The 12,646-nt window shown below is 67.9% G+C and carries 11 protein-coding genes; 5 read left to right on the top strand and 6 right to left on the bottom strand.

What is annotated here, in order from left to right:
- Positions 1 to 188 precede the first annotated feature (188 nt).
- On the top strand, positions 189 to 1,457 hold the full coding sequence (locus DES44_RS11825; protein ID WP_083525575.1) for an MFS transporter: 1,269 nt from the start codon (positions 189 to 191) through the stop codon (positions 1,455 to 1,457).
- A 364-nt stretch (positions 1,458 to 1,821) separates the two neighbouring features.
- On the top strand, positions 1,822 to 3,006 hold the full coding sequence (locus DES44_RS11820; protein ID WP_058935114.1) for an SRPBCC family protein: 1,185 nt from the start codon (positions 1,822 to 1,824) through the stop codon (positions 3,004 to 3,006).
- A 1-nt stretch (position 3,007) separates the two neighbouring features.
- Here the strand turns inward: DES44_RS11820 and DES44_RS11815 are convergent, their stop codons facing one another.
- On the bottom strand, positions 3,008 to 4,183 hold the full coding sequence (locus tag DES44_RS11815; RefSeq protein WP_058935113.1) for an MFS transporter: 1,176 nt from the start codon (positions 4,181 to 4,183) through the stop codon (positions 3,008 to 3,010).
- Positions 4,184 to 4,485: 302 nt separating this feature from the next.
- Between DES44_RS11815 and DES44_RS11810 the strand changes: the two genes are divergently transcribed.
- Both DES44_RS11810 and DES44_RS11805 read left to right on the top strand, forming a co-directional pair.
- Positions 4,486 to 5,586, top strand: a complete 1,101-nt coding sequence (locus DES44_RS11810) for a glycosyl hydrolase (protein ID WP_083525574.1) — start codon at positions 4,486 to 4,488, stop codon at positions 5,584 to 5,586.
- Positions 5,587 to 5,711: 125 nt separating this feature from the next.
- A complete protein-coding gene (locus tag DES44_RS11805) occupies positions 5,712 to 6,341 on the top strand; it encodes a DUF4142 domain-containing protein (RefSeq protein ID WP_083525573.1) in 630 nt (209 codons plus the stop codon).
- 36 nt (positions 6,342 to 6,377) lie between these two features.
- Here DES44_RS11805 and DES44_RS11800 read toward each other — a convergent pair whose 3' ends face one another.
- The gene (locus DES44_RS11800) at positions 6,378 to 6,899 is read right to left on the bottom strand and encodes a Rossmann-fold NAD(P)-binding domain-containing protein (protein WP_147307058.1); all 522 of its coding nucleotides are present in this window, start codon (positions 6,897 to 6,899) and stop codon (positions 6,378 to 6,380) included.
- Between the two features lie 262 nt (positions 6,900 to 7,161).
- On the opposite strand from DES44_RS11800, the gene DES44_RS11795 reads away from it, so the two are divergent.
- Complete coding sequence (locus tag DES44_RS11795) at positions 7,162 to 8,028, top strand: Crp/Fnr family transcriptional regulator (RefSeq protein ID WP_232309747.1); 867 nt, start codon at positions 7,162 to 7,164, stop codon at positions 8,026 to 8,028.
- A 44-nt stretch (positions 8,029 to 8,072) separates the two neighbouring features.
- Here DES44_RS11795 and DES44_RS11790 read toward each other — a convergent pair whose 3' ends face one another.
- Genes DES44_RS11790 through DES44_RS11780 form a run of 4 tightly spaced genes read right to left on the bottom strand, consistent with a single transcriptional unit; the run spans position 8,073 to position 12,646 of the window.
- Positions 8,073 to 9,536 carry an ATP-binding protein gene (locus tag DES44_RS11790; RefSeq protein WP_233441648.1) on the bottom strand — a complete coding sequence of 488 codons (1,464 nt, stop codon included), beginning with the start codon at positions 9,534 to 9,536 and terminating at the stop codon, positions 8,073 to 8,075.
- The gene (locus DES44_RS25610) at positions 9,482 to 10,156 is read right to left on the bottom strand and encodes a PAS domain S-box protein (RefSeq protein ID WP_232309743.1); all 675 of its coding nucleotides are present in this window, start codon (positions 10,154 to 10,156) and stop codon (positions 9,482 to 9,484) included. Before DES44_RS25610 ends, DES44_RS11790 begins: the two co-directional genes overlap by 55 nt.
- 8 nt (positions 10,157 to 10,164) lie before the next feature.
- Complete coding sequence (locus DES44_RS11785; RefSeq protein WP_058935111.1) at positions 10,165 to 10,989, bottom strand: winged helix-turn-helix domain-containing protein; 825 nt, start codon at positions 10,987 to 10,989, stop codon at positions 10,165 to 10,167.
- A 31-nt stretch (positions 10,990 to 11,020) separates the two neighbouring features.
- Positions 11,021 to 12,646: a hybrid sensor histidine kinase/response regulator gene (locus DES44_RS11780; protein ID WP_058935110.1), complete on the bottom strand. Its 1,626-nt coding sequence runs from the start codon at positions 12,644 to 12,646 to the stop codon at positions 11,021 to 11,023.

Genomic DNA, 12,646 nt, shown 5'->3' with positions numbered 1-12,646 from the left:
ACAGGCGCACCTCTCACCGCGGACGGAGGGCTCAGCGCGGAACACGGAGATTACCAATCGCCCAACCAGCCATCGGTGGCCGATTCTCGACAGAACTTGGCCCGTTGACGACAAGCAGCCACCCTAGACTGCAAGGCCCTCTCCTGTTGTCCCCGCGTCGGTCCCTGCACCGCCGCGGTTCCCGATCCATGAGCACCTTGTCCGACCGCCTGCAGCCCGGCGCTGCCGACGCTGCCGCATCCACGACCCCGCCCGCCGCAACAGCCGCCGCTTCCAGTGGCAATGCCCCGGCCAGCGCCAGCACCCTGGTCCTGCCCATCGTGGGCGCCGTCGCCTTCGTGCATCTGCTCAACGACCTGATCCAGGCCACGCTGCCCGCCATCTATCCGATGCTCAAGGACCAGTTCGGCCTGAGCTTCACCCAGGTGGGGTTGATCTCGCTGGTCTACCAGTGCACGGCGTCGCTGCTGCAGCCGTGGATCGGCCTGTATACCGACAAGCATCCCAAGCCTTACCTGCTGCCCATCGGCATGTTCTTCACCCTGGCGGGCCTGGCCCTGCTGGCGGTGGTCCACAGCTTCCCCCTGCTGCTGGGCGCGGCGGCGCTGATCGGCATTGGCTCCAGCACCTTCCATCCAGAGGCGTCGCGCGTGGCCCGCATGGCCTCGGGCGGGCGCTTTGGCCTGGCGCAGTCCTGCTTCCAGGTGGGCGGCAATACCGGATCGGCCTTCGGGCCGCTGCTGGCCGCGGCCATCATCATCCCGCGCGGGCAAGGCGCCATCGGCTGGTTCACGCTGTTTGCCATGCTGGCCATCACGGTGCTGTTCCGCGTCAGCGGATGGACGGTGCGCCACCAGGCCGCGCGGGGCCACAAAGGGGCCGCCAAGGCCAACGGGCTGAGCAACCGTCAGGTGGTCCTGGCACTGGCGGTGCTGGCGCTGCTGGTGTTCTCCAAGTTCATCTACATGGCCAGCCTCAGCACCTACTACACCTTCTATCTGATCGACAAATTCCAGTTGTCGGTGCAGGCGGCCCAGCTCTATCTGTTCCTGTTCCTCGCGGCGGTGGCGGTCGGCACCTTCGCCGGCGGACCGCTGGGGGACCGCATCGGGCGCAAGTATGTGATCTGGGTGTCGATCCTGGGCGTGGCGCCGCTCACCCTGCTGCTGCCGCATGCGAACCTGTTCTGGACCGCGGTGCTGACGGTGATGATCGGACTGGTCATGTCCTCCGCCTTCTCCGCCATCGTGGTGTATGCGCAGGAGCTCGTGCCGGGCCGTGTCGGCTTGATCGCAGGCCTGATGTTCGGCCTGATGTTCGGGGTCAGCGGCATTGCCGCGGCGGGGCTGGGCCAGGTGGCGGACCACTACGGCATCCGCCAGGTCTACGCCCTGTGCGCTTACCTGCCGCTGCTGGGCATCATCACTGCGCTGCTGCCGAACCTGGAGCGCCGCTGATCGGCCGACGGCAGAAAGAAGACGGCCCTGGTTTTGCGACCAGGGCAGAAAGAAAAAGGCCCTGATCTTGCGATCAGGGCCAAATGGTTGTCCGTCCGCAGAGGGAAGAGACGGACCATGCGAGAGAGAAGCATGAACAGCGAAGCTCGAGTTCCGCTGTCAGGATCAACTCTACGCAGCCGGCCCCGTCGCCGCACGTCGCAATCCGCCGATGGCACCCGCTGGCTTCGACCGAAAGCCTTGAAGGGTTTTTACCTACACCCGGTTGATGATCCCGGCTCCGCGCTGTCGCTGCGGGTCGGCGCAGGCGCCGGTGTGGGTTAGCATCCCGCGGCCCATGAGGGGGCCAGAGGGAGCAGAGCGCATGAGCGCCGATCAGAACCACGATCCAAGCCAGGATCAGCAGAACCACCACAGCAACGAGCCGAGCATCCACCCGCGGAACGCTCTTCAGCCCGTCCACACCGGCGGCGGCCCGGCATCCACCTCCGAGCAGGCCGCCGAGCCGCAGCAGCAGCCGCAGCAGGCCCTGGACGGCGGCGACACCCCCATGGCGCCGCTGTATTGGATCGCCCCGCTGACCGGCGGCCTGTACGGGCTGGCCATCCGCTACCTGGCGGGTTGGGCCGGGCCCTTCCTTCAGTCCATCGGCGTCAACAGCCGCATGGCCGGGGTGATGAGCATCGGTTTCATCATGCTCACGCCGGTGATCCTGGGTGCCCTGACGGTCTATCTGCTGCGCAACACCCGGCCCAGCTGGATGGCGACCTTCTTCACCCCCTGGATCGCCACCGCGCTGATGATGATGGGCTCGATGCTGACCCTGATGGAGGGCTCCATCTGCGTGGTGATCCTGTCACCGGTGTTCCTGGTGCTGTCCTCGCTGGGCGGCCTGCTGATGCGGGCCATCCTGAATGTCATGGAGGTGCAGGGACGCCACATCGGCGGCCTTGCGGTGCTGCCGCTGCTGGCCCTGGTGGTCGAAGGGCCGGTCACGCCGCAGGACCGCTGGCAGCGGATCGAGCGGTCCACCGTCGTTGCCGCCGCGCCGCAGCGGGTGTGGAACGAGATCGTGCAGGCCCGCGACATTCGCCGGGAGGAACTCAAGCCGACCCTGGCCCATCTCATCGGCGTGCCGCGCCCGGTGGAGGGCATCAACCACACGACCGCGCAGGGCGAGGTGCGCGAGTCGCGCTGGGAACGGGGCGTGCATTTCCGCGGCCGGGTGACCGACCGCGTCGAAGGCCGGACCCTCGCCTGGCGTTATGAGTTTTCCCCAGACTCCTTTCCGCCGGGCACCATGGACGACCATGTGGTGCTGGGCGGCCAGTATCTGGACCTGGGCGAGACGCGCTTCACCCTCACGCCGATCGATGCCGACCATACCCGGCTGGACGTGGTGGCCCATTACCGGGTGACGTCCACCATCAATGTCTATGCGGTCCCGGTGGCCGACCTGCTGGGCCGTGACTTCGTGGACATGCTGCTGGACCTGTATCGCCGGCGCAGCGAAGCGGCGGGGCCTTTGGCATCCGGTCCGCCGGCCTGATTCAAGGCGACCCGGCCTGCCGCAGCGCCCGCGGCGCCGCCACCGCCATGAAGACGGCGAACAGCACGACGCAGCCCAGCCCCAGGGTCAGGGAACTGTGCTCGGCGACCAAGCCAATCAGCGGCGGCCCGGCCATCATGCCCAGGTAGCCGACGGCGGACACGGCGGCAATGCCATGGGCCGGCGCCATGCCGGGGATCCGCGATGCCGCGCTGAACAGCACCGGCACCACGTTCGACAAGCCCAATCCCACCAAGGCGAAACCGAGCAGGCCTGCCTGCGCCGCCGGCACCAGCAGCGCCATCGCCATGCCCGCCGCGGCCAGCACGCCGCTCAGCACCATCAGCGGGATGGGCGCCACGCGGGCCCGCACGGCATCCCCGCCAAAGCGCCCCAGCGCCATCGCCAGGCTGAAGCTCGCATAACCCAGTGCGGCAAGGCTGACGTCGCTGTGGCGCTCCTGCTTGAGGAACAGCACGCTCCAGTCATACATCGCGCCTTCCGCGATCAGGCCCAGCGCCGCCAGCAGGCCGATCAGCGCCAGCGGCCCACGCGGCAGGCTCAGCGGGTGGGTGTCGTCCGCAGGGCCTTGCATCGGCAGCATCGCGGCGCAGGCGCCCCAGACCATCAGCAGCGCGAGGACGGACGCCAGCATCAGATGCATCGCCGCTCCCATGCCCCATGCGGGCAGCAGGCTGCCCACGCCCGCGCCCACCATGCCGCCCAGGCTGAACAGGGCGTGGAAGCCGCTCATCAGGGGACGGCCGGCACGGGCTTCGATCTCGCTGGCTTCGGCATTGATGGACACATCGAACAGACTGGCGCTGCAACCGAACACCACCATCGTGACCACAAGCCCGGCGTAGGCCTGGGTCAACAGCAGGCTGGCGATGGCTGCGCACAGCAGCAACCCCATCGCCGCCGCCACCCGACGAGGCCCGAAACGCCCCACCACACGGCCGGCCTGGGTCAACGCCAACACGGCGCCCACGCCCGAGGCCAGCATGGCCAGCGCCAGCGATTGCTCGCCGAGCCCGTAATGGGCCTTCACCGTGGGGACATGGACGCCCCAGGTCGCAAACATCGCGCCGGCGACGAAAAACTGCGTGCGCAGGGCCCAGGCGGCGGGGCGGAGAGACGGGGGGAGAGACGGGGCGGCATGAACGAGGGAGGTCATCGGCGGACATTGTGACGCTGCTGAACAGGTGTGCCGGAAGGTCCGCCGGAAGCTCCCTCGGACTCGCGCAAGACTCGTGCCGTCCCCCGCGCGCAGCTCGCCCGAAACACAACATTTTTTGTCAACGGGTGACGCGCTTGGGTCGATGCGAGGCCGCCAGAAAAGTCAGTCTTTTAGACGTCTGTCAGCAAGATTAACAAGATGTGTCCGGCTCATCCGTACGGCGTCAGGCGCCGCCATACTCCGGCCCGCATGGACTTCCCCTGACTCCGGGGACAGCCTCTTTGGCCAGGTAGCATCGAATGAACCGTTCACAGACTCCTCCCCGTCCCCTGATCGCCCCTCTGCCGCCAGAAGGCAGCGAAGCCGTGGACAGCCGACGCCGCACGCTGGTCGCAGCGGCCGGTGCAGCCTTGCTGACCGCGTGCGGCGGTGGCGGAGGCGGGAGCGGAACGGATTCGACGCCCGCGGCGCCGACGCCGACACCTTCGCCGTCACCGTCGCCATCGCCATCGCCGTCTCCCTCCCCTTCCCCTTCGCCGTCCCCCTCGCCGACGCCTTCGCCGTCTCCCTCCCCGTCCCCGTCGCCAAGCCCGGCGCCATCGCCCACGCCCAGCCCCGCGCCGCCGCCCGTCGGCAAGCGCGGTATCGCCTATGACCTGAAGGACGCTGGCGATTTCGTCGCCCTCAGCGGCCCGGTGGGCTGGTGGTACAACTGGGCGTTGGACCCCGCGTCCTCCGTGCAGGCCAATCCTTCCATCGCCCAGGCCATGACCCATGTGCCGATGCTGTGGAACTTCAATTTCGACAGCGCGCAGGTCATCGCGGCGCTCAAGGCGCGTCCCACGGTCAAGCATCTGCTGGTGCTCAATGAACCCAATCTGAAGACCGAGGCCAACCTCAAGCCAGCGGAGGCCGCGGCCCTGTGGCCCCGGTACGAAGCGATTGCGGCCCAGACCGGTGTCCAGATCGTCGGCCCGGCGATCACCTGGGGCACGATGGACGGCTTTGCCGATCCGGTCGTCTGGCTGGATGCCTTCTATGCGGCCTACCGCGCCAACAATGGCGGTCGCGATCCGCAGATCGATGCCCTGGCCTTCCACTGGTATGACTACGGCCTGGGCGGCCAGCTGGACCGGCTGAAGAAATATGGCAAGCCGTTCTGGGTGACCGAAATGGCCAACTGGCATAGCCAGGCCGACGGCGCGCAGATCGACACCGCCGCCAAGCAGATCGCCCAGATGGCGGACATGGTCAAGACCTGCGAATCACGGACGGATGTCGTGCGCTACGCATGGTTTACCGGACGCTGGGACAACGATACCCACTACACCAGCCTGCTGGCAGGCACCGGTGCGCTCACGGCCCTGGGCCAGAGTTACAAGCAACAGCCCACCAGCTAAGCGTCTGGGTCGCCTCTGGGTGGCCATTGGCGCCTTGAGCGGCCTTGAGCGGCGTTGTGCGGCCGTTGTGGCAGGAATCCCGATTGCTTGGAGAGGCCATCTCCCCAACAAGTCTGGAGTCCTCCATGAATGACGTCGTGATCCGCAGCAGCCGTCCCCATTCCGCCGTCCGCTGGGGCCGTGTGGCTTTGGCGGCCGCCGCCGTCGGCCTGATTGCCAGCGTGCAGGCCCCTGCGGCCTTCGCCCAGGCCGTGGTGCCGGGCGCCTCTGCTTCGGCGGCAGCCGGCAAGATCAGCCACAAGGATTCCGCCTTCCTGAAGCAGGCCGCTGAAAACGGTCATGCCGAGGTGGAAAGCAGCAAGCTGGCGCTGCAGAAATCGGGCAATGCCGACGTGAAGGCATTCGCTCAGAAGATGGTGGATGAGCACACCAAGGCCGGCGAGGAGCTGTCCGCGCTGGCCGCCTCCAAGGGCGTGGACCTGCCCAAGGACCCGTCGATGACGCAAAAGGGCAAGATGAAGGTGCTCAGCGCCCGCGATGGCACCAGCTTCGATCGCCACTATGCGGAGTCGGTGGGTGTCGAGGCGCACCGTGACACCGTCAAGCTGTTCGACAAGGCCGCCAAGCAGTCCGACGATGCGGATGTGAAGGCTTTCGCCGCCAAGACGCTGCCCACCTTGCAGCACCATTTGCAGGAAGCGCAGGCGCTGCAGACCGCCACCCGTGCGGCAGACGGCAAGAAGCCGAAGCAGTAATCGAGAGACGGCGACACCGGGCGGCTGGGGCCGCCTTTAAAGTGCGCTCAACAAGGCCTGCCGCACACGCGCCAGGCCTTGTTCCCATTCGGGCGTGCCGCATTCGGGCGCTTGATCGGCGTCCTGTTCCAGCGCCCGGGCCCCCAGATTCGCCAGCACCGGCACGGCGACCCGCTCGGCAATGTGCCGCACGGCGGCCGAGGGCAGGTCCTGGCACTCGATCACGTCATACAGGCGCGACAGCATGCGCATCAGCTTGTCCTGCTGGGCTTCGCCGGCGTCCAGGACGTCGGTGGCCTGCAGCACCGCCACTTGCGCGCCCAGGCTTTCGGCCGCCTGGATGAACAGCGCCGCTGCCGGCGCCTGTCGGGACGCGCAGATCAGGCCGATGCGGCGGCCGTTCAGGGCCTGACCGTTCGCCCCGGCGCCTCCCCCCGCGGCTGCACCCTCCCCCCCGATCGACCGATCGCCATCAGCAGGCGTGCCGCCCACCGGCTGCGCCGTGGCTGCCGCAGGACAGCGGGACGGTTCTCGATCGGACGGGGGAGCATGAAGCATGGCTGGCAGGGGATGCCACGGGCGGTGGCACGACTTGTACGTGGACGACAGCCTAAGTGCCTCACCGCCAGCAATCGTTGATTGTTGTCAATCAACCAACTCCTCTTCGGGAGTACAGGCCCAAACAACGGACGGGGATGCGCAAAGACATCTGATCGTTACCGTCGGTTCACTCAGTGTTACCCAGCGATGTTGTCGATTGCCACGCCAGTTGCGGCCGTTTTTTACGATGCGTGTCAACACCTCAACCACCGAAACGATCATGTCCGAAGCCGCCCAACTCATTCACCACGACCGCTCCCATCAAATTTCGTCGCGTGAGCGTCTGCCGTCCTTCCCCTCCCGCGCCCCCGCCGGCATGCCGTCGCCGATGATGGATGACTCGGCAGATCTGCAGGACAGCATCCTCCCGTTCCAGGGATTCCAGACCCTGCAAGACCCGCAGCAGCGCATGCTGGAAATGATGCGCACGGTCCGCGAGCTGGTGCAGCCCGCTTCCAAGGTCGTGCGCCCCGGGGATGTGCTCTATCACTCCGGGCTGCCCTTCAACACCGTGTTCCTGATCAACTCCGGCGCCTACAAGCTGGTCAGCCGCAGCCTGGACGGGCGCGAGCAGATCGTCAGCCTGAAGTTCCGCGGCGACTGGCTGGGCTTCAGCGGCATCGCCCACGGCCGCCATGCCTGCGATGCCGTGGCCATGGACACCGGCAACGTCTCCATCATCCCCTACGCCACCCTGCTGGAAGGCTGCGTGCGTCACCCCGAACTGATGGCGGTGGTCCATGAAGCCATGAGCACCGAAATCCGCCGCGAGCGTGAATCGCTGATGTCCGTGTGTACCCTGGCCTCGCAGGCCCGCGTGGCGGAATTCCTCTGCGCCTGGGCGCGCAGCATGGCCCAGCGCGGCCTGCGGGCGGACGAGCTCACCTTGCGCATGACCCGCGCAGACCTGGGCAACTATCTGGGCATGACGCTGGAAACGGTCAGCCGTTGCCTGTCCCGCCTGAACCGCGAACAGCTGATCCGTTTCGGAGAGCGCGGCCGTCGCCAGATCAGCATTCCGGACCTGGCCCGCCTGGAGCAGTACGTAATCAGCGGTTCGTCCGCCCGCACCGCACGCCTGCAGTGAGGTCGTGGGTCATGGGCGCGGGCGCAGTGCCGCAGCACTTGCGCTCAGTCCCGCAGCACGCGGGCCAGCGCCTCGGCCAGTTCCGCCCGGTTGTAGGGCTTGGGCAGCAGTGGCCACGGCCAGTCCGACGCCCCTTGCAGCAAGTCGGCTGAAAAGCCCGAGGTCAGCAGAATCCGCAGCTCCGGCCAGTGGTCCTGCACCTGACGCGCCAGCTCGGTGCCGCGCATGCCCGCGCCCAGCGCCACGTCGCTCAGCAGACAGGCCGGAGAAGGGTCCCCGCGCTCCCGCTGCTCCTGAAGCCAGGCCAGTGCTTCTTCGCCGCTGGCGCAGGCGGTGACACAGCAGCCGAGATCCTTGAGGAATCGGCGCGCCACCAGCCTCACTTCCGCATCATCTTCCACCAGCAAGACCCGGGTCCCCGGCGCCAGTTCGCTGGCTGCGGGCAATTCGGCGCGAGCGTCCAGTGCCTCCACAGGCGGTTGCGGCAGCACGATGCTGAGCACCGTGCCATGGCCGGCTTCGCTGTCGATCAGCACCGTGCCTTGCGACTGCCGTGCAAATCCATACACCGTACTCAGACCCAGCCCGGTGCCCCGGCCGGCCTGCTTGGTGGTGAAGAACGGCTCGAACGCGCGCTCCTTCACCGCCTCCGGCATGCCGGTGCCGGTGTCGCTGATGGCGATGCGCACATAGTCGGGTGATGGGTCCTGCGGCCCCAGCTCCAGTTGCTCCCGCAATTCAGCGGTCAGCGCCGGCAGGGGGGCGGCGGAGAAAACCAGGTCGCCCCCGTCCGGCATTGCATCCCGCGCATTGATCGCAATGTTGAGGACCGCGGATTCAAGTTGACTCGCATCCGCCAGCACATCCGGACAGCCGCTGGCGACATCGACATGGATGCGGATGCGCTGGTCCAGCGTCCGGCGCAGCATGTCCGCCAGCGAACGCAGCAGCGCCTCCACATCGACAGCGGTCGGTTGCAGCACCTGCCGCCGGGAGAATGCCAGCAGCTTGCCGGTCAGATCAGCCCCTCGGCGTGAGGCGCGGGTCGCCGCCGCCACCAGTTGAGGCGCCAGCGGGTCGGCCGTGACGGAGGGCAGGTCCGCCAGCACCTGCAGGTTGCCCTGGATGACGGTGAGCAGATTGTTGAAGTCATGCGCGATGCCGCCGGTCAACTGCCCTACCGCCTCCAGGCGCTGGGAATGGCTGAGGGCCTCTTCGGTCTGGGCCCGCTGCAGGCAGGTGCCCAGCAGGTTCGCCACCGATTCCATGAAACGCAGCTCCGCATCCCCGAAGCGCCGGTCCAGCGCGGACCAGACCGTCAGCGCCCCCACCACCTTGCCCCGGTCCGAGACGGGGACCGACAGCAGGGACAAGCGGCCGAGCCGCAGCGCATGCTCGACCGGGAAGCGCGTTTCCTGCCGCAAGTCCTCCACCATCAGGGGTTCGGAGCGGGTCAGCACCAGGCCTTCCGGAGAGTCGGCGCGCCAGGCCTCGCTGACGCCCAGCACTTCCCGGCGCCCAGTCCCACGCCGCCCGCGAGCCGCAGCAAGGTGCGCCCCGGGTCCAAAAGATGCAGCATGGCCGTGCGCAGTTCCAGCGCTTCGGCGGCAATCGCAGGCGCCTGGCCCAGGATCTCCTGCGGGTCCCGCGAGTCCACCGCCAGCTTGCCCAGCTGGGCCAGATGCTCGCTGCAGCGCGCCCGCTGCAGCGCCTGCCGCACGCGGGGATATTCCCCAATGCCGCGCACCGACGCCATCACATACGGCAGTCCATGCGACTGCAGCGGGCTGAGCGCAATTTCCACCATGACTTCGGTGCCGTCGCGGCGCTTGGCCACCAGGTCCATCTGCGTGCCCATGGGCCGGGCTCGCGGCGCGTGGCCGTACCGCTCGCGGAATTGGGCATGACGCGGGCGGATGCTGTCGGGCACCAGCGCTTCGATATGCAGGCCGGCCAGGGTGCCGGATTCATAACCGAGCAAGCGCTCGGCGGACGGACTGGCCAGCAGGATGGCGCCCTGCGCATCCACCAGCAGGATGCCGTCGGGCGACGCGACAAACAGCGAGCGAAAGACAGTGGTGGCGTCGATACCGGGCGGCAGCGGCGCCGAGACGAGCGGCTCGTTCACCGCCCCGCTCATGGGGCCGTCCGCGTGGTGGTAACCCGGGGCACGAAGAGGTAGCCAGCGCCGCGAATGGACTTGATCCACTTGCCGTCGTTGGCATCCGTGCCCAGCTTGCGACGCAGGCGTCCCACCTGCACGTCGATCGTGCGGTCGAACGGTGAAGATTCCCGTCCGCGGGTGTGCTCCAGCAGGAAGTCGCGGGACAACACGCGGCCCGGATGCTGGGCAAAGGTCAGCAGCAGATCGAATTCACCGGTCGTCAGCATGACTTCCTCTCCGGCCTGATCGTTCAGCCGCCGGGCCGCCACGTCCAGCGACCAGCCATCGAAATGCAGCAGTTCCCGGTCATCCGGCTCGTCCGGCAGCCCGCTCGGCGCTGCCGCGACGCCCACGGCGACTGGTGCCGGCGCGGCTGCGGGCTCGGCCTGCAGCCGGCGAAGCACGGCCTTGACCCGCGCCACCAGCTCGCGCAAGTCAAAGGGCTTGGTGACGTAATCGTCCGCGCCAATTTCCAGGCCGACCACCTTGTCCACCGCATCGCCCCGGCCGGTGACGATCACCAGGCCGCAGCGCCAGTGCTCCCGCAGCTGCCGTGCGATGGCAAAACCGTCTTCGCCGGGCAGGCCCAGGTCCAGCAAGACCAGATGGGGCGGGTCGCTGGCCATCAGGTCCATCAAGGCGCGGCCGCTGTGCAGTTGCGTCGTCCGGAACCCATGCGTGCCGAGATAACCCGCCAGCAGCAGGGTGATGTCGGGCTCATCATCCAGGACGGCGATGTGGGTGGGCGCCGGCGTGCCGGACAAAGGAGCAACAGGAGAGGGACCGGTCAAGGACATGGGCGCCAGCGCGCAAAAGTTCAGGGGGATTCTAGGGGGACTGGCGGGGGATCATCCCCTCCAAGGTGTGGAGCAGGCGCTCCAGGTCGATGGGCTTGACCATGTGTTCGTCGAACCCGGTGGCCAGCGCCTTGTCGCGGTCAGACGACTGCCCGTAACCGGTCAGCGCGATCAGCCGCGGGGTCCGCTCCGCCATGCCCGCGCGGATCAGCGCGGCGAGTTCATAACCGTCGATCACCGGCATGCCGATGTCCAGCACGGCCACATCGAAGCGGTGCCGGGCCAGCAGGCCCAGTACTTCCTGCGGCAAGGTGGTGGTCTCCACCTCGTAGCCGCTGTAGCGCAGCGCCAGGCCGAGCGTCTCAGCGGCATCGCGGTTGTCATCGACCACCAGGATGCGACCCGGCGCCCCCTGGTCGAGGCGTTGGGGCGTCTGGGGCGCGTGGGCCGGCGCTTCGGCCGACACCCGCACCGCCGGCAGCATCACCCGGAAGCGGGCCCCCTGCCCCACGCCTTCGCTGTGTGCCTCCACGCGCCCGCCGTGCAGGTCGACCAGTTGCTTGACGATGGCCAGGCCAATCCCCAATCCACCTTTGGCACGATCCAGCGTGGTGGTGCCTTGCTCGAACAGGTCGAAGATGCGCGGCAGCAGTTCGGGGTCGATCCCGGCACCGTTGTCGCTGACCTCGATCAGCACCTGCTGCGCGCCCAGCACTTCGGCCCGGATGCTCACCTGACCGTGCACCGGTGTGTATTTGGCGGCATTGCTGAGCAGATTGACCATCACCTGGCGCAGGCGCCCCGGGTCGCCCACCAGTTGGACGTCGGCCGGCACCTCGAAGCGGGTGCTGAGCAATTGCTGGCGCTCCTCCAGCAGCGGACTGACGCCCTCGATGGCATCGGTGAGCAGCGCTTCCACCTCCACCGGCTCACGGCTCAGTTCCACCTTGCCGCGGGTGATGCGGGTGATGTCCAGCAGGTCGTCCACCAGCTTGGACAGGTGGCCGACCTGACGCTCGATGATCTGGTGCTCGCGGCCCAGGCCGTCGTTGCGCATCTTGATGAGGTGCAAGGCGGTGGAGATGGGCGCCAGCGGATTGCGCAGTTCATGGCCCAGCATGGCCAGGAACTCGTCCTTCGCTCGAGCGGCGCGCTCGCGTTCCTGGTCCAGCCGGGCCGCATGCAGGCCGGTGCCGGCCAGCGTGGCGGCGGCGCGCATGAAGGCGCTTTGATGCAGGGACGGAAAGTCCGCCCGCGAGGAGCCGAACCACAGGCCGCCGAAACGTCCGGCGGGCCCGAGGTGCAAGCGCACCACCCTGAGCGTGCCCAGGGGCGACGAAAGGCTCACCGGGTCTTCGGGCCCTTCGTCGATGCGCAGGCAGGTGTCGATGAAACCATCCCAGGCGGATTCGGCATCCACCTCGACCCCGCCGACATACAGCCAGGTGGACGCCTCGGCACCCGCCGACAGCGGCGCCCGAACCAGGCAGACCGCCGTGCTGACGATGCTGTTCACCGCCTCCGTGGTCAGCTGCAGCACGGTGGCGGCATCGCGTCCGACCCACAGGGCAGGCAGCGCCAGCAGGCCCATCAGGTCCCGCAGCGCCTCGTCGGCCGGCGACGTCGGCCGGCCCGTATCAACATGCAGTGCGCGCAT

The organism is Roseateles depolymerans (assembly GCF_003387155.1).
GTDB classification, from domain to species: Bacteria; Pseudomonadota; Gammaproteobacteria; order Burkholderiales; family Burkholderiaceae_C; genus Roseateles; species Roseateles depolymerans.
This window is presented reverse-complemented; position numbering and strand designations above follow the sequence as displayed.